Below are 22,914 nucleotides of genomic sequence, written 5' to 3'. Positions count from 1 at the left end.
GCATGAGATGAAACGTTTTTCTTTGGCTACTTATCAAATCAAAACAGATTAAAGGAAAGCGTAGCAAATAAAGCTTGTTACGAACCGCCGGTTCATAACGCATAGAGGAATCACCGGTTCAGGCAGATATACAAATAACGAGTTGAGAAGTTTTTGTAGCAAATTCTGCTATTATTGGTTTTCAGAATGCCTAATTTTGAGATTATGGATACAACTCAGACCTCTCCCAACATTCCTATAATTTACGAAGACAATCATTTGCTTGTGATCGATAAACCGGCAGGTGTGCTTTCTCAAGAAGACCATACCGGTGATCCGGATGTACTGAACCTTTGTAAAGCTTACATCAAGAAAAAATATAACAAACCGGGTAATGTGTACCTGGGATTAGTACACAGATTAGATCGTCCGGTAAGTGGGGTGATGGTGTTGGCTAAAACTTCCAAAGCGGCATCACGACTCTCCTATCAGATCCGAAAGCGAACCATTAACAAGACTTACTGGGCATTGGTTGAGGGTCAAACTCCCGTTTTTGGGGAATGGGTTCATTTTTTAGAGAAAGACAATCGCTCAAACACGGTTAAGGCCTTTAAATCCCAAAAAAGAAATGCCAAGGAATCGAGGCTGAAGTTTATCACAGTTAAAACCAACGATAATTTTAGCATAATAGAAGTGGACCTGATCACCGGAAGACCTCATCAAATTCGGGTCCAGTTTGCCAAAGAGGGTTTCCCGCTTTGGGGAGATCATAAGTATGGCAACCCACAATTCGCCCGGGGTAAGGACATAGCCTTACGAGCCGTTAAGCTGGAGCTGGAACACCCTACCACAAAAGAATTGATGATCCTCAAGGCTCCAAAACCCACCGGTCAGCCCTGGAGTATGTTTGAGTATTGATGCCTTAAAATGCAACCTTGAATGAGGTCCCGATCGCATCCTTGATGTTTTTGAGAGTAAGCTGAATATGGGTGCCATGATCTGACTCAATACTGACATCAGCTTTCAATTGTTTAGAATAGGACATAACGATCGTGGTACCCAAGGTTGGACTTTCCTCAAATTTAAAATTCTCCGGCAGCCCAACTCCATCATCTTTTACGCTGACTTTTACGGTTCCATCCTCTTCTTTGACTCCTACCGTGATACACCCCTCAGTTCTGCCTTCAAATGCAAACGTGTAGGCATTTGAAACAAGTTCATTAATGATCAAAGCCAATGGAACAGCCTGATTCAGGTTCATGTAAAGAGGCTCTGAATCAAGAATAAGATCAATATCCTTATCAGGATCAGCCATTGTTTGTCTCAATTCTTTGAGCATAAGCTCCAGATAGTGATCGAACTCAAGTCCCGTGAAATCCTTGGCCTTGTACAGTTCTTCATGGATCAGGGCCATCGACTTAACCCTGTTGTAGTTAGACATTAGTACCGACTTCGTCCGCTCATGGTCAGTAACGATTTCCTGTAGCTGTAAAAATCCGGATATGATGGCCAGATTATTTTTAACTCTGTGGTGGACCTCCTGCAGCAACACTTCTTTTTCGCTCAGCAGGTTCCTCAATCTCCCCTGCTGTTCAACCTGATCTGAGATATCCTGACCGGTACCAAGCAGATAAGTTTTCTCGTTGTTTTTAAAACTGATGGCACTGAATAAAAAAGGAACCTTACTTCCATCTTTTCTGATCAGGTCGGCTTGAATAGGACCTGTTTCCCCATTCATGATCTTATCAATATGCTGTCGAATTCTTTGAACGTCATCTCCCCGAAAGAAATCCAGAGGTGACAACGTCTCTATTTCCTCATTTGTGTAACCCGTATTTTTAATCAGGTTCTTGTTCCAACGAATGAGATCCATATCCTCATCAAACATGTAAAAGTCGATAGGCAGGGCATTAATGATGGCATCACTCAGCTTCTTCTCTTCCCGAACGCTTGCTTCAACCTGTTTACGCTGGGTAATATCCTGTAATGTGATCAACCATTTTCCATATTTCTTAATGGTATTTACCTCAAGGTGCACCTTTACCCCATCGTGATCAAGAATCATGGTTTCCATCTTGAATGGTTCTTGAGCCCCATTTTCATTCCAGGCTTTCAATTCATTCAGATAATTCCAGTCCGAATATACCTCAAAAAGTGTTCCGTGTCTATCCCCTGGAAGAATTCGTTTCAGGAGGTCAGTTCCGTTCGAGTTTGTATGTATAATTTTATGGTTGGCCAGATCCACGATGAGCATGGCTTCCACAGAGGCTTCCAGAAAAGCAGTGAGTGTCTCCAGATCCTTGTTCTTCTTTTTGAGCTCCAGTCTGGCCTGAATTTCACTGGCAATGATCTTCAGAGCGTTGAATTGTGACTCAGATAGTTGCTTTGGTTCGGTTCCCAGCACACATACCGTACCTAAATTATAACCGTTTGATTTAATATTGAAACCGGCATAAAAACGGACATTTGGGCTTTCAACCACATAGGGAAGGTCTCTGAAAGTATCATCTTCTAAGGTATCCTCAACGATCAGGTGGGTCTCATTTTGCACTGTGTGATGACAAAATGAGATCTCTCTTGGAGTTTCCTTTATATCATTTCCATAATTCGCTTTACTCCATGTACGGGTTTCATCAATAAAATTGATCTTACCAAAGGGAACGCCACAGATCTCAGCGGCTAACTGAACTAATCTGTCAAATTCCTCCTCTTCGGGAGTGTCTATGATCTCATAATTATGCAGTGTTTGTAAACGCTGCTTCTCTTTCATTTTGGACGAACCTTGGGTATCCATATAACCGATCGGGTTTTATCTAAATACATTGTGATCACAAAAAATAGGAATTATCGCTCGGGTTTTTGCTTAGAAGCGTCTAATACTATCTAAAACAGCTGGATAAAGGGAATCCGAGGTTTTCAGATCGGGAATAGAATCTATTCTGATCAGGGAGTCTAACTTAATATCAACTGAATCGGGTACTGATCTCAGAACGGTATCCGGTTTTGGTTCAGGTAAAAAAGAAAGACCACTGAGCTGTTCCATATTTCTGAGGATCCACAGGCTTCTTTCCGTTACATACTCTGATGCAGGTTCAGGCTCAATAAGCTTTGGATTTGGCAGAACTGTGGCCATTCGGGCAGATTCTTCAGGGGTTAATTGTGCAGGTGATTTGCCAAAGTAAAATTCAGATGCTGCACTCACTCCAAACATACCCGGACCAAATTCTGCAATATTCAAATACACTTCTATGATCCGTTCCTTGGTCCATAGCAATTCCAGAAGTATGGCGATCCCAGCTTCGATACCTTTTCTGAAATAACTTTGAGCCGGCCACAGAAATAAATTCTTAGCGACCTGCTGGGTGATCGTGCTGGCTCCACGAATACGCCCTCTATTTTCTTTTTCTTCGAGGGCCTTATCTATAGAAGCCAGGTCTAATCCCCAATGCGAATAAAAACGCTGATCTTCGGATGCAATGACCGCCAGTTTGAGATGCTCCGGAAGTTCATTTGGTGGCACCCATGTTTGTCTTAGATCATATCGTTCATTCCCAAGTTCTTCCCAATTTTCCTGCAAAGTAAATGCTGTGAAAGGAGGTTCAACCCATCTGAGCATGAGCACCAATACCATAAACCAAAACGACCATCCTAACAGTACACCACCTATTATTTTAATATAATGGATGAAGAGTGCCTGTTTTTTATTGGTATTCAGTTGTTTATCCTTCATTTCTACTAATAAACACTTGCTGTTTATTCTACTTTTTAAAACATTTGTCAATATCGTATAATCTATATAACAATCGGGAACAAACTTAAAACGCCATGCATAGAGAGATCAAAAATCAGGGACAAGGAATATTATTCGAGAACTCCTTTTTGGAACCCCTAACCAAAGCTCCACCAATCGTATCTGCCATAACGTACTCTACCCTCGGAATTGTTTTGCTATATATTGGCATCCAACGAGCGGTCGTTGATCAATTTTGGGTCGGCGCCTTAATATTTGTTTTTGCCCTATTCTTCTGGACATTTTTTGAATACTTTGCACACCGGTATTTGTTCCATATTGATGAATACTTCCCGGAGTCAACTTTTGCCCAAAAACTGGCTTATACCCTGCATGGCGTGCACCATGAGTACCCTCGTGACACAGAACGACTCATCATGCCTCCCGTACCCGGACTTATGATCCTGGGATTGTTATACCTGGTCTACCTGCTGGTCATGGGAGAATTTGTGTATCTGTTCCTGCCGGGCTTCATTCTGGGTTATTTGCTGTATACCCGAATACACTACAAAACTCACACCACTCCGGTGCCTTCTTATTTGAGATCAAATTACAAGCACCACGCCCTGCATCATTATAAATACCCTGAAAAAGCCTTCGGGATCTCCACAACTCTTTGGGATCGGGTGTTTAGAACGATGCCTCCGGAGTGATAAGCTCATTCAATGATCGGATCAGGTACGGAAAACCTTTATTCGTCGATCTGATCCAGGTCTTCATTTTCTGTTATTGAACCGGGTAACTGTTTAGAAGTCTTTGCTCCCAATTTTCTGATCATCTCGGCCTGACGAACCAGGTTACCTGCCCCTGTTGAAAGTCGACCCATGGCCTCGTCATAGCTATCCTGAGTTTGGCGAATACGCTGCCCAATGTCTTCCATACTCTCTACAAACAGCACAAACTTATCGTATAACGCCCCGCCTCTTTTAGCGATCTCCATGGCATTCTTGTTCTGATATTCCTGCTTCCATACACTATCTATCGTTGCCAGGGTAGCCAGTAATGTTGAAGGACTTACAATCACGATATTCTGATCAAAGGCTTCGTAGTACAGGTTAGAATCATACTGTAACGCTGAGCTAAAAGCAGGCTCAATCGGTATGAAGAGCAATACAAAATCCGGACTTTTAGCACCATGGATCTGCTCGTAATTCTTTCCACTCAACCCTTTTACATGAGCACGGATCGAGTTAACATGTTCTTTCAGATACTGCTGCTGTTCCTTCTCATCATCAGACGAACTGAATTTCTCATAGGCCTTTAAAGATACCTTGGAATCGATGACCATATATTTCTCATCCGGTAAATACACAACCACATCCGGCTTGTTGTGCCCCATTCCGTCTTCTTTCGAAAATCCTTTTTGAGTCTCATACTCACGACCTTTGGTTAATCCTGAGCGCTCAAGAATCCTTTCCAGGATCACCTCACCCCAATCTCCAACCGCTTTGTTGTCCCCTTTCAGAGCTTTGGTCAAGTTTTTTGCATCCTCACTCATTGTCTTATTGAGCTCCATCAAGTGCTTCAATTCCTGCTTCAGGGATCCGCGGGCTTCCACTTCATCTTTATGGGTTTCTTCCACTTTCTTTTTGAAGGCTTCCAGTTTTTCACCCAGCGGATTCAACAGCTGATCGATCTGTTCTTTATTTTGTTTTGTGAATTTCTCTGATTTCTCTTCTAATATCCTATTCGCGAGGTTTTCGAATTGTGTGGTGAGTTGTTCCTGCATTTCTGCAAGCTCTTTCTTTTGTTCGTTGAGCCGCTCCTGCAGGTTTCTGTAATCAGCCTCTCGGGAAGCGAGTTTCTTATCCAGCTCATTTGCTCTTTCTCTCTCAGCCTTTAACTCCTGTTCGCCTTTAGCCTGAAGTTCACTGAAGTCAGTTTCCATTTCTTCCAGCTGTTCATTCAGGCTGATATTCCGTTCCTCCAATCGGGAACTTTCAGATTTCGATCTAAAGTGGGCGATCGCAAAACCGGTAATTCCCCCGATAATAATGCCGGCTAAAGCCAATAAATATTCCATTTGATAATTCTTTGTATTTCTGTTTTTCCTTAATTCTTTGAAAATATACGAATGATGAGTGACACATCATGTCACTGTAAGTGCTACTCCTTTCGACCTGATGGAAAGATAATTACCAGGGTATATCAAGTTTTGATATTCTGGAGTTATATAGATCTTCTAATTGGGACTTGGTTTCTTTATCAAGCTTATAATTCAATGCATCAATATTTGATTCTAATTGTGCTTTATTTCTGATCCCAGGGATGACCGTTGTTACCGCATCAAAGGATAGGATAAATGATAAAGCTAAAGGCACAAGGTCATTTTGCCCCACGATCTCTTTGATTTCGTCAACGAGTTCTGATCTTAACTCAATATCACCGCTGCTCCAACGTGACCTGATTCCTTCAAACGTACTGTTTTTGTCATATTTTCCGGTCAACCATCCGGAGTCAAAAGGTATTTTCACGATCAAAAGGATGTCTCTTTTCCTGACTTCATCAAATAAAATCTTAGGTGATTGATGAATGATGTTGAACATGATCTCTATGACATCCACGTCACTGTTGTCCGGAACCCACCTTAATTCTTCCGGAGTGTCTATACTTACGCCATACCCATCAATCACACCCTGCTTTTTGAGTGAGATCAAACGAGAGTAATGCTCTGTCTCTCCCCTCAGAATTTCCCCGTCAGGGTTATGCAGAATAACTGAATCCAGCGTTTCGCGTTTTAACGCATCTAAACTCTTGTAAATAGACTGCGTTATACTTTCCAGGGAAAAATCTATTTTTGCTGTACAATCATGACCGGTTTTGGTATTAATGAAAATATCCGAATCAAGACCTTCGAAGGCTTTTCCAAGGATCTTTTCACTCATTCCGTTACCGTAATTAGGAGCTGTATCAAAAAATGTAACTCCTTTATTCACAGCTTCACGAACAAGCTTGATGCCTTCTTCTTCAGTCATACCAGAAAAATCGAGATTGTTTCCCAGTTGCCAGGCACCAAACCCAATTCTGCTGATAGCTTTATCAAAACGTTTATTTTCCCTGTACTCCATATCAATTCACTCCGTCACTATTATCCATATTTAAATAACGCTTCAGGCGTATCATCTAGGAATAGCCTTCTTTATAAACATGAGTTCGGTTGAAACGCTCGCGAGAAGAAAGAAATGCTGAGATCAGGTAATGATCTCAGCATCTAAATATTGATCTATTTTGGGTCGGCGCCGGCCATTTCGTGGATCTTCTTCCATTCACTTTCAGTGACCGGAGTGATGGAGTATCGACCAAGCCTGAATAGCTCCATGTTATCTAATGCAGCTTCCTCTTTCATGGCATCGCGGGTAACCGGGTTTTCGAACTTCTGAGTAAATTTCACATCCACCAGCTGCCATCGGGGATCACTTTCGGTACTTTTTTCATCGAAGTACTTAGAACTTGGATCAAACTGAAGCGGATCAGGATACGGTTCACTCGAAACTTCCATGGTTCCCACAATTACCGGGGTTGAGATGTTGGAATGATAAAACAGAACCCCATCTCCCACATTCATATCGTCGCGCATGAAGTTTCGGGCACCATAGTTTCGCACACCGGTCCAGGGAGTTTCACCATCCTTTTTCAGGTCATCGATACTGTAATCATCCGGTTCCGATTTCATTAACCAATATTGTCTATCGCTCATTGTATTAGCTTTAGAATTATAAATTTACATATTAGCGCTCCAACGCATAGCGTTTGGAACGAGATTCTAAGAATCATACCTGCCGATATTTGGATCAGACAAACATTCCAAAATCAGAATTACTTAGTTCGCTTTGTACTTGTTTACGTACCACAAAATTGTCTGCCTAAGCATTCCGTTAAAATCCTGAGATGGTTCCCAACCCAGCTCATTCTTAACCTTTGAGGCATCAATGGCATAACGGAAATCGTGTCCGAGGCGATCTTCTACAAAGGTGATCAGATTCTTGTAATCTCCCTTCGGACCTTCACCAATCTCTTCATTCAGAATGTCACAGATCGTTCGTACAAGGTCGATGTTCTTCCATTCATTGTTGCCGCCAATATTGTAGGTCTCTCCGGCTATTCCTTTATGAAAGGCCACATCAAGGGCGTCGTTATGATCGTGTACAAACAGCCAGTCGCGTACATTCTCTCCCTTTCCATACACCGGAATCTCATTGTGATCGATGGCATTCCTGATCACCACGGGTATTAGCTTTTCATCATGTTGATGTGGGCCGTAGTTATTTGAACAATTGGTCGTCACCACATTCATTCTGTAGGTCTGATAATAGGAACGAACAATAAAATCACTGCTTGCCTTAGAGGCTGAATACGGAGAATTCGGGGCATATGGTGTAGCCTCAGTGAAATAGCCGTCATCTTCCAGTTCCCCGTACACTTCATCCGTAGATACGTGCAGGAACCGATTGTTTTTCCAGCTCTCCTCATCCTCCTTCCAAAGCTGCCTGCATTCTTCCAGGATGTTGAATGTTCCCACAATATTGGATTGTATAAACGGCTCAGGACCCTTTATGGAATTATCCACGTGTGATTCAGCCGCAAGGTGAAAGACCCCCTGTGGTTTGAATGTCTTGATCACATCGTGCACTTCATTCCGGTTTACCAGATCCACTTTTTTAAAGTAATACCTACCTGAGTCTTTCAGGGGCTTCAGGTATGATTGATCGGATGCGTAGGTCAGTTTATCAATATTAAAGATCTCCCAATCCGGGTATTTTTCATACAACCTCAGGATCAAGTTGGATCCAATAAATCCGGCTCCACCGGTAACAATTATCCTCATATCTAAAAAAGATCTTCTTCGTTAACGGATGAAAGTAATGGCAATTTTCGGTCCTTTTCTGATAGTATTGGGCGGTCAACATCCCAGTTGATACGGATGGTCGGGTCATCCCAGCGAATACCGCGTTCGCCTTCCCGGTTGTAGTAATCCGAGCATTTGTAGGCCACGATGGCTTCATCAGAAAGTACCGAAAATCCGTGCGCAAATCCCTCAGGAATATACAGCATGCGTTTACTGACATCAGAAAGCTTTATGGCCACATAATTCCCAAAAGACTTAGATTCCTTACGGATATCCACAGCCACATCCAGAATGGTTCCACTCAGGCACTGTACCAGTTTGGCTTGAGGGTTTTCGATCTGATAATGCAAGCCGCGAATGGCATTGTGGTACGACCGCGACACATTATCCTGTACAAAATGTTTATCAATTCCGGCATCCTTCAAAACGGATTCCCGATAAGCTTCATAAAAATATCCACGGTCGTCTTCAAAAACCCGTGGCTCGATGATCTTTACATCTGGAATTCTGGTAGCTGTTATGTTCATGTATCAATATTTGCCAGCAGTTTGTGCAACCCTTCCTGCCAGTCTGTTAAGGTTATTCCGGGAACGGCAGCGATCTTTTTTGTGGAAAGTAATGAAAACGCTGGACGTTTGGTTTTGGTTGGATATTCAGAACTTGAAATGGGCTTTACTTTAACCGGCTCTCCGGTCTTTTTGAAAATAGCCTGAGCCAGGTCATACCAGGTTATCATTCCCCTTGAGGTGATATGATAAAGTCCTGATATGTTTTGATCGATCAGATGCCAGGTGTTTTCAACCACATTGTCTGCAAAAGTCGGACTTCCGAACTGATCATTCACTATGTTCAACTCATCCCGCTCTTTTCCCAACCGGATCATAGATTTAACAAAATTATTTCCAAATCGCCCGCACAGCCAGGATACCCGGATGATAAGGTGATCACATCCCGAGTTAAGAATACTCACTTCACCGGCCAGTTTACTTTCTCCATAGGCATTGATGGGACTGGTGGGGTGATCCTCCGGATATCCTTCAGGTAGCCGATCTTTATCTTCAAGACTGCCCTCAAACACATAATCCGTTGAAAAATGGATGAGTTTGATCTTGTGTTCTGCGCAGTAATCAGCCAGGTTTTTAACTCCGTCTGCATTGACGGCAAAGGCTTTCTCCTTTTCATCTTCAGCCTGATCCACTTTTGTATAAGCCGCACAATTGATGATGAGATCAGGCCGTAAGTTGTTCAGTACGCGTCTTACATCCGCATGATCAGTAATATCCAGATCAGAGGAAGGAAGAGCTATAAACTCCACGCCTTGTTTGTTAAGAAAATAGACCCACTCACTGCCCAGCTGTCCATTGCCACCGGTGATTAATATTCGCATGATCAGCTCCTTACCAGTTCATTGGCGATTTGGTAGGATTCAGGCGTACCGGCATCGGTCCACCACCCTTTAAGGATAGAACTCTTCATTTCTCCTTTTTGGATGTAGTAATTATTTACGTCAGTGATCTCCAGTTCACCTCTTCCCGACGGCTTCAGAGTTTTGATGCAATCAAACACCGTGGCATCATAAAAATAGATCCCGGTGACGGCATAACTTGATCTTGGTTCCTTAGGTTTTTCCTCAATGGAGACAACCCTATCTCCGTCCAACTCTGCCACCCCATACCGTTTGGGGTCGGGTACTTCCTGAATCAGGATCTGTGCTCCCTTGCCCGGGTAATCGTTGACAGCTTCCTTCAGCGATGATTCAAAAATATTATCTCCAAGGATCACTAAAACGGGTTCCTTACCGGCAAAATTTTCAGCCAGTCCAAGGGCTTGTGCAATGCCCCCTGCTTCATCCTGTACTTTATAGGTGAACCGACATCCAAAATCCTTTCCGGATCCTAATAGATTGACCACGGCCCCCATATGTTCGGTACCCGTCACGATCAGGATCTCATCAATTCCAACATCCGTAAGTTTTTCAATGGGATGGTAGATCATGGGTTTGTCGCCAACCGGCAACAAATGCTTGTTCGTTACCTTTGTAAGTGGGTACAATCTTGAACCGGTACCGCCTGCCAGAATTATGCCTTTCATTGCGAATCAGTGTATGTGAGTACTGTGAACCAACGGTTAAAACTAAACTTTCTGCGGATGAATCTGAAATCAATATTAGGGATTTCACATTCAAACATCTATGTGATCTTCAGGCAGTTAGAATTGATTAATTTACCTGTTCAGAGTTGGAATACTGATTATATTTATGTGCAATCATGATGCATATGACCAAATCAATCAAACGATCATTTACGGCTATTCTGCTTTTACTGGCAGCCACGGGTTTACTGCAGGCTCAGGATGTGATCCGTGCCTCAGGGGCTACTAATTTATCCGTGGACCTTCTTTCATCCGGTCAGTACGCGACGATCGATGGGCCTACTATACGTGAAACGGCTTCGGGCCAGCTGGCAAATAATGGAACGATCGTATTGACTTTACCTGCCGGTTATGAATGGAATACTGCTTTAACTTCAAACGAAATTGTCTTAACCATTGAACCTACCGGTGCAGCTAATACTAAGTTAGAAGCGAGTTTCACTGGATTCAATAATACTCAGGAAGCTGTTTTTACCATAGACAATGCAAGTACTACGAACGGTAATGGTCAGGGACCCGGAAGAATTGCAATTACGGGCTTGCAACTAAGACCTTCCACCACTTCGATACCGGATGCGGGCATGATCACAAACACCGGAACCACAGGACCAAACGTAAACTATGGGGACCTCAGTAAAGTAGCCGGTTCAATAGCCGAGATCTCCGTTGAAACTCAGCCGGATGGTACCGGACAGATCGTCCCTGCACAGAACCTCACAGCCGGAAACGAACTGACAGTATATGCTATCGGCCGTGATGTGGGTGGTAACTTTGTCGATAATGTCGCTTTAAATAATCCAAACGACTGGTCTTTGATAAACACTACAGGCTCCTTATCCGTAAGTGCCCTGCAACCATCGGTTGATCTAAGAAGTGCGATCTTCTCTTCCCAGTCAACAGGAACTGCAGCTATACAAGCCTCATTCAATGGTTTCCCTACTGTACCATCTGAAACGATCACGGTTTTGCCCCGTGCCACAGATAAGATGGTCATTGCCACACAACCCCCTGCCAATGCGATCGCCGGGGAAACGTTCAGTAATGATCTTGTGATCCATCTTCAGGATATTTTCGGAAACCTGGTTACTACCGATAATTTAACGGAAGTGTCGGTTGCTGTTAACAATGGTTCAGGCACACTCTCAGGTACTTTGACCAATACGGCCATCAACGGTGTGGTCACATTCAATGATCTGTCAGTGGATGTAGCCAACACCATCGACCTTTTAGTGAGCAGTCCGGGACTTGATGATCTGATCACTGATGAGATCACAATAGATAATAACATTCCTGCCGGTATCCGTTATCTGACCCAACCGGTCAATACGGCTCAGGGACAAACAATCCCAGCTGATGTAAAAGTGCAGCTGGTTGACGCCTTTGGCAACATTGCGGATACACAGGGTGTTGATCTGGAAGTCAGTGCGAGTGTCCCACTTGACGGCAACAGTACCCTCACCGCCCCTACCGATGCCCTTGGTCAGGCTACCTTTGATAATATTATCATAGATGCAGCGGCTGCGATCGGCAACGCAACTCTTACCGTAGAGGATGCCGCCGGCACCTACGCGCAAAGCAGTGAGATATTTGAGATCATCAGCATCAATTCGCTGGCACGATTTGTGGTCGAAACTCCGAGTGAAACAGAGATCGGTGAACAAACGGCAGGTGAACCGTTTACCATTCGCATCAGGGCCCTGAATGGTAATAATGAGGTGTACACAGACTTTACAGATGCCGTTGATGTAAGTTCAACCTCCCAAATATACCTGAATGGCAATCCGGTTTCAGGGTTCACAACCGATCCTTTTGTGGATGGTGTGCTCGAAACAAACCTGGCGCTTACTACAGCCGGACCTGCCACTATCAGCGTTGAAAATACGGCCTTGAACCGATCCGGAGAAAGTAACGAATTCAACATTTTACCGGGTGATCTTGATCCTCAAACCACTTTGATCACGGCAAACCCTACGGCCATTGTTGCTAACGGAAGCAGCACCTCGGAGATCACGGTTCAACTTAGAGACGAATTTTCCAATAACCTGTTAACAGGTGGTGAGACCGTTGACGTGTTTACCGACTTCGGCACTTTTACCGGAAATACCACTTCATTCAATGCTATTGATCAGGGAGATGGAACCTATACGGCTTCATTGACCTCTTCACTAAACGCCAGTGAAACAGCCACTATCACAGCAGAAGTGAATTCTACGGCCGTACCGGATAACGCTACAGTTGATTTTACACAGGGTGATGCCGCTGAATTTGTTATTTCCTTGCCATCTACCGGAGGGGTTCCGAATGAACAAACAGCCGGAGTTCCCTTTCAGATCAATGTTCAGGCCATCGATCCCTACGGGAATCTCGTAACAAACTTTAATGGCGATGTAACTATTACCTCCAATTCCAACATCACGGGTGGCTCAACGGCTACGTTTGTGAATGGTGAGTTGACAGGTCACCCAATTACGCTCACTCAGAGTAATACGTCCGCCACGTTAACCGTCACCGCAGACGACCTGTTTAACGTAGTAACAATCAGTGAGGAGTTTGTTGTCAAGGCTAATGCTCCAGATGCAAATACTTCAGTTGTTGTAGCTAACCCGAGTGTGCTTCAAAACCAAACGGGCAGCCAATCTGCTATTTCTGTCATCTTAAGAGACGCATTTGGCAACAGGGTTCTGGAACAGCTGCCTGTTTCCTTACAGCTTGCACAAATTGAGGAAAATGGAAATTCGTCGCCTGATGGCAACCCAAATGCCTCTTTAGGAACTTTGTCATGGAATTCAGGCCTGCAAAATTATACCGCTACCTTAACGGCTTCCAACTCGGTTGAATTGGTGGAGATCACCGGATCCTTTGGAAATGCTCCGGCAACCGAGATCGCAACAACCGCCACCGTGGATATTGTAAACCCGATTATCTGGACTGCCAATGCAGGAGGGCCTGAAGGGACCCGAACGGATTGGACCAATTTTGAAAACTGGAATCCTCAAACGGTTCCTCAGGACGATGACTATGTGATCATTCCTGATGTAGGGGATCTTCCCGTGTTAGATCTAAATATAAACCTGGGAAGCTTTGAAATTCAATCCGGTGCTGCCCTCACGCTTTTTGGAGCTAATGCCATCAATGTAAGCGGGGCACTTATTGTAGATGGTATCCTTGATATTGATGATAATACAAATCTAACCACTCAGGGCGGCTTTTCCGGTTCCGGCACCTTTACAGCCGGTGCTCAAACTAACATTACTATAGGTGGAGACATCTCAGTAAACAGTTTTCTGGCTCGCAATGAAGGGGCTGAAATAACCCTGAATGGTGAAAGCCCGCAAACGATCTCAACTCCTAACTTTCTGGCTCAAAACCTGAACGTGCAAAATGATGTTACTCTTGATAACGGAGCCGACCTCCTGGATATCAACATATTGGATATTGGATCCGGTTTCACCTTTGAACTTCAGGACGGAGCCGGCATCACGCTGGATGTCACGGATCAGATCACCGGAGATGGCACCCTCCTTCTCAACGACAACACCTTTGTACTACGGGGTGATGCAAGTCTCGAAAACATTGATGCCTCGGAAGGCACAGTGATCTTTGGAATTCGTTTGGATGAAAACTTCGTGGACTATCCTGACATTCAACAACAGCAGGTATCCAACTTCTCGGAAATGCAAAGTGCCGTCATCAATAACACCGAAGGGGTACAAACCTTTGGGGATATTGTACTGAGTGGAAACCTCACGCTGCAAAACGGCCCCCTGATCCTGAGTTCAGGTAACAGCCTGATCGCTCCCAACATCAGTTATGTGAATGGGAACATACGGATGAAGAGAAATGTGAGTGCTTCACGTGGTTGGCGCATGATCTCAGCACCATTACAAAGTGATTTTAACGATCTGTTGGACAAGACCGTCACACAGGGTTATACCGGAGCGAGCCTGGGAAATGACCCGGCTGACTCCCTACAACCCAACGTACTTTGGTATGATACTGCCTACGAAGTGGCTGATGAAGAACTCGGCACAACCGACAATCAACGATGGAGAGCTCCCGGCAATGCTACAGACACCCCAACTGCAGGACGCGGCTACTTTGTGTATTTCTTTGGAGATATTGCGGAAGATCCCCGATACAATACCCCTCTCCCGCTAACCTTAGATATAGATGGAACGGAATACCCTGCTGCAACCGGAACCTTTAATTTTTCGGAAGTGGCTTACAATGAGAATTCGGATGGCTGGAACCTGGTTGGGAATCCGTTCGCATCTAGTTTGGACTGGGATCATTCCGGCTGGACCAAGACCAATATCGATAATGTATTGTACGTATGGGATCCGGTGAGTAACGATTATTTTTACTGGAACGGCGTTGGCGGCGGCAGCCTGGATGGCACCAAACTTGGGAACGGGATCATCCGCCCGTTTCAGGCTTTCTGGGTGAAAGCCAACGGGGAAAATCCGGTATTGTCTGTTGACCAAAGTGCCCGCACGACCGGGGGAACCTTCCTTAGCAAAAATAACAAGGAACCCGAAGTGATTACCCTTGAACTCTCGTCCGGTGATTTTTCCAAACCGACTCATATCACCCTATCGCCTGGTGGGCGCACTCAAAAAGACGACCGGGACGCCATTCGGTTGCTACCTTTTGAGACAAATACCTACCTCGAGTTTTTTACAACACTGGATGACGGTACTCAACTGGCCATCAATAACCTGGCCCGTGATTTCGGTACAGAACTCGAGATCCCTTTACATGTGGGGGGCTATGAAAATGGCCTGCCGATCAGCGGCTCCTTTACCATCAAACTGCATAACCTGGAAGCTCTGCCGGAGGGATGGAGCATCACCCTTCACGATAAAGATACCGATCAAAAAGTGGATCTGATCGAAGAGGAAACCTACACCTTCAATCTGGCGCAGCAGGCCGGTAAGGCACAGATGAATACTGTTCAAAATTTCAGCCTCACAAGTTCCGGTTCCAGATCCAAAACCAATGCGGACCTGAATTCCCGGTTCACCCTGATCCTTGCCCCCGGTGAAGATGCCGCAGGGCTTCCTGATCAATTTGAGTTGTATAATAACTACCCTAACCCCTTCAACCCAAGAACCACCATTCGTTTTGCGGTGCCTATTGAGGGGCCGGTTCAGCTGGATGTGTATGATGTCCTGGGAAGAAGAGTCACCCGCCTGGTCGACCAAAACTATCAGGCCGGCTTCCACGAAGTGAATTTTGATGCCACCCGATTAGCCAGTGGCGTGTATATCTATCGCCTTTCTACTGAAGGTGGTGTTCTCACCAAGAAAATGACCCTCGTTAAGTAAGGCTTAGCGCATCACCTGCGGTTTGGATAAAAAAATCTAATTTGTATTGATCCGGACTGTCGTGATATTAAATCGTAACAAATAAGGGTTCGATAGCTCTTGATGTTAGAAAAGCTATCAAATATTAAGATTTTTTAATATTTTAATAGAGAACTTAAACAGAGGAAAAAGCCATGTCAGGATATTCGGAAGTACTTTATGTGATTTTTGCTATGGTCATTGTATCCACCATGGCACTGAATGCCAACCGTGTGATACAAGTGAACAACGTATCCATGATCGAAGGGCAGCTTGAGGGGCAGGTCATTGCGTATGCTCAGGATATAATTGAAGAGTCAAGAGCCCTCGCCTTTGATGAAGAAACAACTGACGATGCCAGTGGGAATAGTGTGGTTCCTGTATATATACCAGGCGGCTTCTCAACATTGGGAAAAGATACTGGAGAAAGCGGTAGAACTACATTTGATGATTTTGATGATTTTAACGGTTTTAGTGAGACTAAAAATTTTAATGGTGTGGATTATCTCATTACAGTCGAAGTACAATATCTCAATCACAGTAGTGAGTACAATACATTTAGCACAGCTGCAGGTAAATCTACATTAAAACAAATTACCGTAAACGTAGAATCAGATTATTTGAAAAAGAACCCAGGTTCTGAAAATACAAATTATAATTTCAGCTTTATCAGAAGCTATTACGCGGATTAGATATGAACTTTGGACTCATTATAAGCTATGTCATTGCGGGTTTCCTGATGATCATGATCTTTACGATCAATTATAACGTAGGTTTCAGCAATCAGGAAGTGACCACAACACTGATCAAAAAAACACATTCTCAAGCTGTACAGGAAATGATCATCAATGATATACCTAAGATAGGTTATCAGAAAGACAGTGTAATCGCTACTAAATTTCTCAAGGCAGATGAACATGAAATTTCATTTTACAGTGACCTTGATAACAGTGGAGACGTAGAACTCATCACTTGGAAATATGATCCTGATAATGCTCCGGATCATGCCAATAACCCACATGTGGACATGTTGTCCAGAACAGTAGATGGAGTAACTACTGAAATCCCTGTTGGTATCACGGACTTCGAGATACGATACTTTGATCAGTACGGATCTACCACTCCAATGAGTACTCCGGTAAGTAGTTCTAATTTTGAAAATATTCTACAAATTGAGATCGAATTCGAAATGCAAAACGATTACTCGTTAAACTATCGGGCCTCAGATCCCGACCGATATGTAACCACAACCTGGCAAAAACGATTCTCGCCGGTTAACCTCAGAAAAGATTAGGAGATAAATTATGGGACGCGCAATGTTAATTATAGCCGCCGGTGCCATTATTGCTGTAGGCATCCTGCAAGTAGGTGTACAAAGTCAGCGTACAGGTATAGCACAGAACTCAGCCGTTGATGCTTACGAAGTACAGATCCGAAATAAAGCATTTACGGCTGCACAGGTTTCAATGGAAAGAATTAATGAAAGTGGCGGTACCTGGCATCCAACCAGCAGTAGCCCATGGATTCAGGAGATTGATGGAGATTCTATTTCGTTATACTATGACCTGAAACCTTCTTCAGGTGGCGGATCTTATGCAATACTTGAAAGTGATACCGTTGAAATACATGCCCGTTCGTGGTACCGAGATCCTATTAGTAATCAGGTAAAAGATCTAAACATCATTACATCTTATGTAAAAGAAGCTCTTCACTTCGTACCTGATTTTCAATCGGCTATTTCGATTGCAGCCGGGTATGATCACTTTAATTTTTCAGCACAGGGTTCATCCATGATAACCGGTGATGATAATAGTGGAACTTGTGGTTCTAAACCCGCTGTTACAGTACAGGACCAGGAATCATATGATGCTATTTCTGGTGATAGCGGTACCTACGACCAATTAGAAGGTGAGGGTGGTAAAATAGAAGTTGATTCAACTCTTTCCTATCAACCCGTCGATCAACTTGTTGCGCGACTAGCCCAAATGGATGGAGTCAATAAAATTCCTTCCGGAACATATAATGAAAACTTGGGTTCAGCTGATAACCCTGGGGTGTTTTTTGTGGAAGGGGATACTAAATTTGCCTCAAATACAGAAGGTTTTGGAATTATGGTCGTGCGCAATTATGGTACAGTAGAGGGAGATACAACCGGACTACTTGATCCGGTTACCGGTAGCCTGGACCTAAAAGGTGGATTTACCTTTAATGGATTAGTGATCTTTGAAAATGCTTACAATATGGATGGTAAAGGAACTGTAAATATTAATGGGTCAGTATTAGTAGGTAAAACGGATGAAGATGATCCAACAATACCAGACATTGATATTGAACTCAATGGTAACATTACGGTAAGCTATGATTGCCAAGCTGAGCAAACAGCAAAAGCCGCAGCCGCCAATATGCTCAATCAAAACCGTTATAAAAGATTGAGTACCTACGAATAAGAAGTAAGTCGTACTTGTTTATTGTACCCCTTTAGTGTACCCCTATCTCCTTTTATCTTTGCCCGGTGGCTGAGGTAAAAGGAGATTTTTTTGCAATGGTTTTTCCTCTCTAGTTAAACTCACGTGAATTCGGTCATTCCCGTGAAAACAAAAATAACTGATAAAAGTCAGTTCAAGATCAAATTGTTTCTTTGTTGTTACCCTTGTAGGTGTTAGATAAATCGAGGGCAGAATTCTGTTCATTGTTCCTTCTTGCCCCTGAAAGGGTCAAATACGAATAGCCCAGGGTAAAGCCGCGAAAGCGGGAGCAACCCTGGGATTAATAGTCCAAAAAAAGAAAACCCAAGAAAACAGAGATCCCAGTGTCTCTGTTGGTTTTCGCAGGGTTGTGGAAACTGGTCATTAAAGAGAAGTTTGCCCAAGCTTCGTAAACCATCAGAGGTTTAAACATTAATCGGGCGAAGCTTTATTCCATGTACGCTTATTAACCCCGGACTGCTTCCATGCTATCGCATTTCATTGTCCGGGGTTATTCGTATGTGGCCCCTTCAGGGCCGTTTTTAATTTAGAAACTGTCATTGAATTATCTAACATTTAGAAGAATAATCGAACTGAAATTCGGGTGAGCAATTAAATAACGTGAGTTCGACGTAAAATTACCTCTTGGTTGTCACCCTGAGCGTTTTCAATTGGGATTAGGTATAGATTGTATTTCGCGAAGGGTCTCAAAGGTGGAGCTACTCGTTTGTATTATACGTTGAGATCCATCGCGTTCACCATAACATGCCCAATTCAAAACCTGGGGCGCTCTGCCTGTCTGACGGCAAAAGCAGGCATTCGCCGCGAAATGATCTCTTATTATAAAACCGTCCTAACACTTATTTTGTTACGACGTTAAAATAAACTAACAGGTAAACCATTATCATAGTGGTTATATTTAAGTGGTATAAACAAGCAAGACTTTTTGCACTCGATATTTATGAAGAGAACGCTTTTAATAGCTCTGTTTTTAATTTTAGGGAATTATTACGTCAAGGGACAAAGCAGTGAAACTGCCAATGTAAATGTTTCCGCACAGGTTATTGGTTCAACGCAGTCGGCTATTGAGATCATTACGGTCAACACCCTCCAATTGGGTAATGCCCGGTCTGTAAACGGACAAATCAACATTAATCCGGTTTCGGATCTGAATGCCGGTTTTATGATCGCCGTTGGAAATCCTGAAGCCGAATTCCGCTTGAATTACCTGCCGGACCGCATTCTGAATCAGATCAACGGGAATGGATCTCTGACCTTTACCTATCGCATTTCCGGTAACGATGAAGAAGAACAGGCTACCTCTGAACCCCTGGATCTGGAAAACCGAAACCTCCGCTTTAATGAAGAGGGACGTTTCTATATATGGATCGGTGGAATTATAGATCTAAGCAATGCCCCACCGGGCAATTACGAAGGCGACTTCACCATTGAGATCGATTATATATGATATTCCGGAGTTCACATAACTTTTTTATTAGATCTGCTCTTTGGTCGCTCAGAGCTTTGTTTATACTGAGTGTGATCTCACTTTCAACTACTACCATACTCAATGCTCAGGAGATCGACTTCGGAGATTTTAGCAGTAAATACACGGTTTCTATCACAGAACTCATTCCGGCCGAGGACCTTTCTTTCGGGATGGTGATCCAAAATGAGGGCCTTAAAACGGTTGACCTCCTGGATGCCAAAGTATTGATGATCGAAGGCGTTAAATACCTGGATGTGGTCGTGACCATCACCGCAGATAACTATCTTTATCTGAACAATGATGTGAGCTGCAACGGCTCCAATTCAAATTGTATTCCCTTTACCTTACAGGCGGCCTATGCCAATCGCGGTAACAACAACACCAATCAGGCGGTACTGATGCAGGTGGCGTCCAATGTTGCGAGTGCGCAGTTCCCTATACTTGCACGGGGCAACCGACCACCGGGTCCGCCCCCAACCCCCGTTTACGAAGGCTACAACCCGGCTCTGTTTAACGAAACGGCCTATTTGTATTTATACGGCTCCATAAACGTGGGCAATCAGAATGCCGGCTCTTACTCGGGGCAGATTCAGGTCACCGTGACCTATGATTAGGTCTCTAACCTACATATTACTCCCGATCCTGTTTTCACTGAGTGTATCCTCTGCCCTGTTTGCTCAGTTCATCAATTTACGGCTCACGGTTGAGCCGGAACTTCAAGCTACTGTCGTTCAGCCCCTCGATTTCGGTACACAGATCACCAATTCCGGTCGTACCACCATTCAGCTTGGGGATGCCAACATGGGGATCTTCAGCGTCAGAGCCTTTCACACCCAGAATATCTACATCGACCTGCAGTATCCGGAGGCTCTTGAGAATAATGAGCCGGGTGTGGTGGCCGACATCCCTCTAGAGCTTGGTATGGCTTACAACAATACCGGTTCAGATAACCCGCAAAACAGCCGGCCCCTGCCCCTGAATGAGGGTATGGTATCCATCACCCAGAACACTACCCCGGAAATGGAAGCTGAGGTCTGGAAACAAATGTATATCTATGTGTACGGTTCTATTGTGATCGGTAATATCCCAAATGGCCTTTATACCGGGAATATTGTCCTCAGCCTGGATTACGATTAATTGGTTTACCCCTTTCCCCACTTCTTTAACATTAAAGAACTCTAAAGATAATTAAGTGTACCTGTGATTACCTTAGCGTCGGTACTTAATAAACACGCACTTTAACTACGTTGGTTAACCGGCTTTAATTAAGACTATCTAATTGGACAGTTTCGAGATGTTCGATAATTTTGGATCAGAAATTAATAAAACAACAAACTTAATCTCACGGACATGAAAGTTTTAAAACAAACACTTACCCTTTTCGCCCTTTTAGGAGTTTTTAGCACGACAGCTTTTGCTCAAGGAAGTGCAACTGTTAATGCCAGCGCTACAGTACAATCTGCATTTACAGTTAATCAATTTGCTGATTTATTATTTGGTACAATTACTACAAGCCAAACTCCAATCACAATTGCAGCCACTGATGCTGGCGCTGGTGCTGTTCAAATTTCAGGCGCTTCTGCTGGAGTTGATTTAGGCGTTACCATTGATTTTCCTAGCACTCTAACCGATGGCACACCTGCAAACGACCTAACTTTTGGAAGTTACACAGCAGCATATACAACTGATGGAAGTAGTGATGCAACTTCTGCTGCTGGTTTTGGTACACTAAACTCTCAGACTATAACAGGAAGTTTCCAAGCTACTGCAAATGACATTTATGTGTTCGTTGGTGGAGCTATCACTGATGCATCAAACGGTGTTGCGGGTAATACATACCAAAACACCATTACTGTACAAGTTGACTACAACTAAATTTTAAATTTTTCCAATATTGCCATGGAGCTTACCCTCCATGGCTTTTTTTTTAGCTGATCTCTTTTCCACAAATAATTCAAAGGTTGGTTCGTTTTTTACTAAATTTGGACAAACGTGAATCAAATCATCGCAGATGACAGCCATACGTAATATATTACTTGCCATTGCTTTAGTTCTTCCCCTGCAATCAATGGCTCAGGTAACCATTGCCCCAACCAATTTATTTATTGACAGTCAGTCTAAATTTGGCACCTATATGGTGATCAACAACTCGAATACCCCGCAGGAGGTCTCCATTGACTTCTTTTTCGGTTATTCACAGACCGATGAGAATGGTAACCGGACCACCGTTGAAGACAGCGCGGAGGTCGCGGCCGATCATTCCATCGCTGAAAGCATCCGGGCCTTTCCAAGAAATTTTGTATTGAATCCCAATCAGCGGCAGATCGTGAGGCTAAGGATCACCCCACCAAATACGCTCAATGATGGCGTGTACTGGTCAAGGATCAAAACCTCCTCCACCCCGCAAAGTGCCCCCATCGAGCTTTCAAACGATCAGTCCGTAACCGCCCAGGTGGGTATTGTGATCAATCAGGTAACCGGCTTGTTCTACAAGAACGGAGACGTAAATACCGGTATTGAAGTGGCAGAAATTCGAACCGAGATCTCGGATGAGAACATTCTTGCCGTACTCACAGATTATAACCGAACCGGCAATGCCCCTTTTCTCGGAACCATTTCCGTGAATCTGAAAAATTCTGACGGTGAAGTGGTACAATCAGGATTCATTTCAACCAGTTTGTATTTTGATGGTACACAGCGTCAGGAACTCAATATTGAAGGCGTACCTTCCGGACAGTACACGATCGAAGTTAAGTTCGAATCACAGCGAAACGACGTTTCATCCCGTGATATCGTACAAATGGACCCCGTCACAGCAACAACCACTGTAACAATTCCTTAAGGTGACC

At 43.8% G+C, this 22,914-nt stretch carries 20 protein-coding genes; 11 read left to right on the top strand and 9 right to left on the bottom strand.

From position 1 onward, the window contains the following. Positions 1-186: 186 nt before the first annotated feature. A complete protein-coding gene (locus tag C3B73_RS07925; RefSeq protein WP_232803086.1) occupies positions 187-897 on the top strand; it encodes an RluA family pseudouridine synthase in 711 nt (236 codons plus the stop codon). A gap of 4 nt (positions 898-901) precedes the next feature. Here C3B73_RS07925 and C3B73_RS07920 read toward each other — a convergent pair whose 3' ends face one another. Continuing rightward, positions 902-2,773, bottom strand: a complete 1,872-nt coding sequence (locus C3B73_RS07920) for a histidine kinase dimerization/phosphoacceptor domain -containing protein (protein ID WP_103665063.1) — start codon at positions 2,771-2,773, stop codon at positions 902-904. Positions 2,774-2,842: 69 nt separating this feature from the next. After that, on the bottom strand, positions 2,843-3,709 hold the full coding sequence (gene mtgA, locus C3B73_RS07915; RefSeq protein ID WP_103665062.1) for a monofunctional biosynthetic peptidoglycan transglycosylase: 867 nt from the start codon (positions 3,707-3,709) through the stop codon (positions 2,843-2,845). A gap of 95 nt (positions 3,710-3,804) precedes the next feature. Here mtgA and C3B73_RS07910 point away from each other — a divergent pair, with 95 nt between their 5' ends. Continuing rightward, positions 3,805-4,422: a sterol desaturase family protein gene (locus C3B73_RS07910; RefSeq protein WP_103665061.1), complete on the top strand. Its 618-nt coding sequence runs from the start codon at positions 3,805-3,807 to the stop codon at positions 4,420-4,422. 38 nt (positions 4,423-4,460) lie between these two features. Here the strand turns inward: C3B73_RS07910 and rmuC are convergent, their stop codons facing one another. The 7 genes from rmuC to C3B73_RS07875 all read right to left on the bottom strand — a co-directional run bounded on the left by rmuC (position 4,461) and on the right by C3B73_RS07875 (position 10,706). Further along, complete coding sequence (gene rmuC / locus C3B73_RS07905; RefSeq protein ID WP_103665060.1) at positions 4,461-5,792, bottom strand: DNA recombination protein RmuC; 1,332 nt, start codon at positions 5,790-5,792, stop codon at positions 4,461-4,463. A gap of 112 nt (positions 5,793-5,904) precedes the next feature. Further along, positions 5,905-6,837 (bottom strand): aldo/keto reductase, encoded by a 933-nt coding sequence (locus C3B73_RS07900; protein ID WP_103665059.1) that lies wholly within the window; start codon positions 6,835-6,837, stop codon positions 5,905-5,907. A 155-nt stretch (positions 6,838-6,992) separates the two neighbouring features. Continuing rightward, on the bottom strand, positions 6,993-7,466 hold the full coding sequence (locus tag C3B73_RS07895; protein ID WP_232803085.1) for an EVE domain-containing protein: 474 nt from the start codon (positions 7,464-7,466) through the stop codon (positions 6,993-6,995). Between the two features lie 123 nt (positions 7,467-7,589). After that, complete coding sequence (gene rfbB / locus C3B73_RS07890; RefSeq protein WP_103665057.1) at positions 7,590-8,594, bottom strand: dTDP-glucose 4,6-dehydratase; 1,005 nt, start codon at positions 8,592-8,594, stop codon at positions 7,590-7,592. Positions 8,595-8,596: 2 nt separating this feature from the next. After that, positions 8,597-9,142: a dTDP-4-dehydrorhamnose 3,5-epimerase gene (gene rfbC / locus C3B73_RS07885; protein WP_103665056.1), complete on the bottom strand. Its 546-nt coding sequence runs from the start codon at positions 9,140-9,142 to the stop codon at positions 8,597-8,599. Next, positions 9,139-10,002 (bottom strand): dTDP-4-dehydrorhamnose reductase, encoded by an 864-nt coding sequence (gene rfbD / locus C3B73_RS07880; RefSeq protein ID WP_103665055.1) that lies wholly within the window; start codon positions 10,000-10,002, stop codon positions 9,139-9,141. The genes rfbC and rfbD overlap by 4 nt, the downstream gene beginning before the upstream one ends. Positions 10,003-10,004: 2 nt before the next feature. After that, the gene (locus C3B73_RS07875; RefSeq protein WP_103665054.1) at positions 10,005-10,706 is read right to left on the bottom strand and encodes a sugar phosphate nucleotidyltransferase; all 702 of its coding nucleotides are present in this window, start codon (positions 10,704-10,706) and stop codon (positions 10,005-10,007) included. Between the two features lie 185 nt (positions 10,707-10,891). Here C3B73_RS07875 and C3B73_RS07870 point away from each other — a divergent pair, with 185 nt between their 5' ends. From C3B73_RS07870 to C3B73_RS07830, 9 genes are all read left to right on the top strand, one after another. Further along, positions 10,892-16,093 (top strand): invasin domain 3-containing protein, encoded by a 5,202-nt coding sequence (locus C3B73_RS07870; protein WP_198597306.1) that lies wholly within the window; start codon positions 10,892-10,894, stop codon positions 16,091-16,093. Positions 16,094-16,266: 173 nt separating this feature from the next. Beyond that, entirely contained in the window at positions 16,267-16,803 is a 537-nt protein-coding gene (locus C3B73_RS07865; RefSeq protein WP_103665052.1) for a hypothetical protein, read from the top strand. A 2-nt stretch (positions 16,804-16,805) separates the two neighbouring features. Next, positions 16,806-17,405 (top strand): hypothetical protein, encoded by a 600-nt coding sequence (locus C3B73_RS07860; RefSeq protein WP_103665051.1) that lies wholly within the window; start codon positions 16,806-16,808, stop codon positions 17,403-17,405. Positions 17,406-17,415: 10 nt separating this feature from the next. Further along, entirely contained in the window at positions 17,416-18,558 is a 1,143-nt protein-coding gene (locus C3B73_RS07855; protein WP_103665050.1) for a hypothetical protein, read from the top strand. Between the two features lie 979 nt (positions 18,559-19,537). Continuing rightward, the gene (locus C3B73_RS07850) at positions 19,538-20,044 is read left to right on the top strand and encodes a hypothetical protein (RefSeq protein WP_103665049.1); all 507 of its coding nucleotides are present in this window, start codon (positions 19,538-19,540) and stop codon (positions 20,042-20,044) included. Between the two features lie 71 nt (positions 20,045-20,115). Beyond that, the gene (locus tag C3B73_RS07845; RefSeq protein ID WP_232803083.1) at positions 20,116-20,679 is read left to right on the top strand and encodes a hypothetical protein; all 564 of its coding nucleotides are present in this window, start codon (positions 20,116-20,118) and stop codon (positions 20,677-20,679) included. Beyond that, positions 20,672-21,202 carry a hypothetical protein gene (locus tag C3B73_RS07840; protein WP_103665047.1) on the top strand — a complete coding sequence of 177 codons (531 nt, stop codon included), beginning with the start codon at positions 20,672-20,674 and terminating at the stop codon, positions 21,200-21,202. Before C3B73_RS07845 ends, C3B73_RS07840 begins: the two co-directional genes overlap by 8 nt. Positions 21,203-21,415: 213 nt before the next feature. Continuing rightward, entirely contained in the window at positions 21,416-21,940 is a 525-nt protein-coding gene (locus tag C3B73_RS07835) for a hypothetical protein (RefSeq protein WP_103665046.1), read from the top strand. 136 nt (positions 21,941-22,076) lie between these two features. Beyond that, complete coding sequence (locus tag C3B73_RS07830; RefSeq protein WP_103665045.1) at positions 22,077-22,907, top strand: fimbrial biogenesis chaperone; 831 nt, start codon at positions 22,077-22,079, stop codon at positions 22,905-22,907. Positions 22,908-22,914 lie beyond the last annotated feature (7 nt).

The sequence above is a fragment of the Gracilimonas amylolytica genome, from assembly GCF_002911695.1.
GTDB lineage: Bacteria > Bacteroidota > Rhodothermia > Balneolales > Balneolaceae > Gracilimonas > Gracilimonas amylolytica.
The sequence above is the reverse complement of the archived record's forward strand: the minus strand, read 5'-3'. Positions and strand labels throughout refer to the sequence as shown.

Excerpts from the sequence above, each read along its gene's own strand:
- C3B73_RS07900 (WP_103665059.1), bottom strand. The coding sequence starts at position 6,837 with ATGGAGTACAGGGAAAATAAACGTTTTGATAAAGCTATCAGCAGAATT.
- C3B73_RS07840 (WP_103665047.1), top strand. The coding sequence starts at position 20,672 with ATGATTAGGTCTCTAACCTACATATTACTCCCGATCCTGTTTTCACTG.
- C3B73_RS07830 (WP_103665045.1), top strand. The coding sequence starts at position 22,077 with ATGACAGCCATACGTAATATATTACTTGCCATTGCTTTAGTTCTTCCC.
- C3B73_RS07850 (WP_103665049.1), top strand. The coding sequence starts at position 19,538 with ATGAAGAGAACGCTTTTAATAGCTCTGTTTTTAATTTTAGGGAATTAT.
- rfbC (WP_103665056.1), bottom strand. The coding sequence starts at position 9,142 with ATGAACATAACAGCTACCAGAATTCCAGATGTAAAGATCATCGAGCCA.
- rmuC (WP_103665060.1), bottom strand. The coding sequence starts at position 5,792 with ATGGAATATTTATTGGCTTTAGCCGGCATTATTATCGGGGGAATTACC.
- mtgA (WP_103665062.1), bottom strand. The coding sequence starts at position 3,709 with ATGAAGGATAAACAACTGAATACCAATAAAAAACAGGCACTCTTCATC.
- C3B73_RS07910 (WP_103665061.1), top strand. The coding sequence starts at position 3,805 with ATGCATAGAGAGATCAAAAATCAGGGACAAGGAATATTATTCGAGAAC.
- C3B73_RS07925 (WP_232803086.1), top strand. The coding sequence starts at position 187 with ATGCCTAATTTTGAGATTATGGATACAACTCAGACCTCTCCCAACATT.
- rfbD (WP_103665055.1), bottom strand. The coding sequence starts at position 10,002 with ATGCGAATATTAATCACCGGTGGCAATGGACAGCTGGGCAGTGAGTGG.
- C3B73_RS07875 (WP_103665054.1), bottom strand. The coding sequence starts at position 10,706 with ATGAAAGGCATAATTCTGGCAGGCGGTACCGGTTCAAGATTGTACCCA.
- rfbB (WP_103665057.1), bottom strand. The coding sequence starts at position 8,594 with ATGAGGATAATTGTTACCGGTGGAGCCGGATTTATTGGATCCAACTTG.
- C3B73_RS07865 (WP_103665052.1), top strand. The coding sequence starts at position 16,267 with ATGTCAGGATATTCGGAAGTACTTTATGTGATTTTTGCTATGGTCATT.
- C3B73_RS07835 (WP_103665046.1), top strand. The coding sequence starts at position 21,416 with ATGAAAGTTTTAAAACAAACACTTACCCTTTTCGCCCTTTTAGGAGTT.
- C3B73_RS07870 (WP_198597306.1), top strand. The coding sequence starts at position 10,892 with ATGACCAAATCAATCAAACGATCATTTACGGCTATTCTGCTTTTACTG.
- C3B73_RS07895 (WP_232803085.1), bottom strand. The coding sequence starts at position 7,466 with ATGAGCGATAGACAATATTGGTTAATGAAATCGGAACCGGATGATTAC.
- C3B73_RS07855 (WP_103665050.1), top strand. The coding sequence starts at position 17,416 with ATGGGACGCGCAATGTTAATTATAGCCGCCGGTGCCATTATTGCTGTA.
- C3B73_RS07860 (WP_103665051.1), top strand. The coding sequence starts at position 16,806 with ATGAACTTTGGACTCATTATAAGCTATGTCATTGCGGGTTTCCTGATG.
- C3B73_RS07920 (WP_103665063.1), bottom strand. The coding sequence starts at position 2,773 with ATGGATACCCAAGGTTCGTCCAAAATGAAAGAGAAGCAGCGTTTACAA.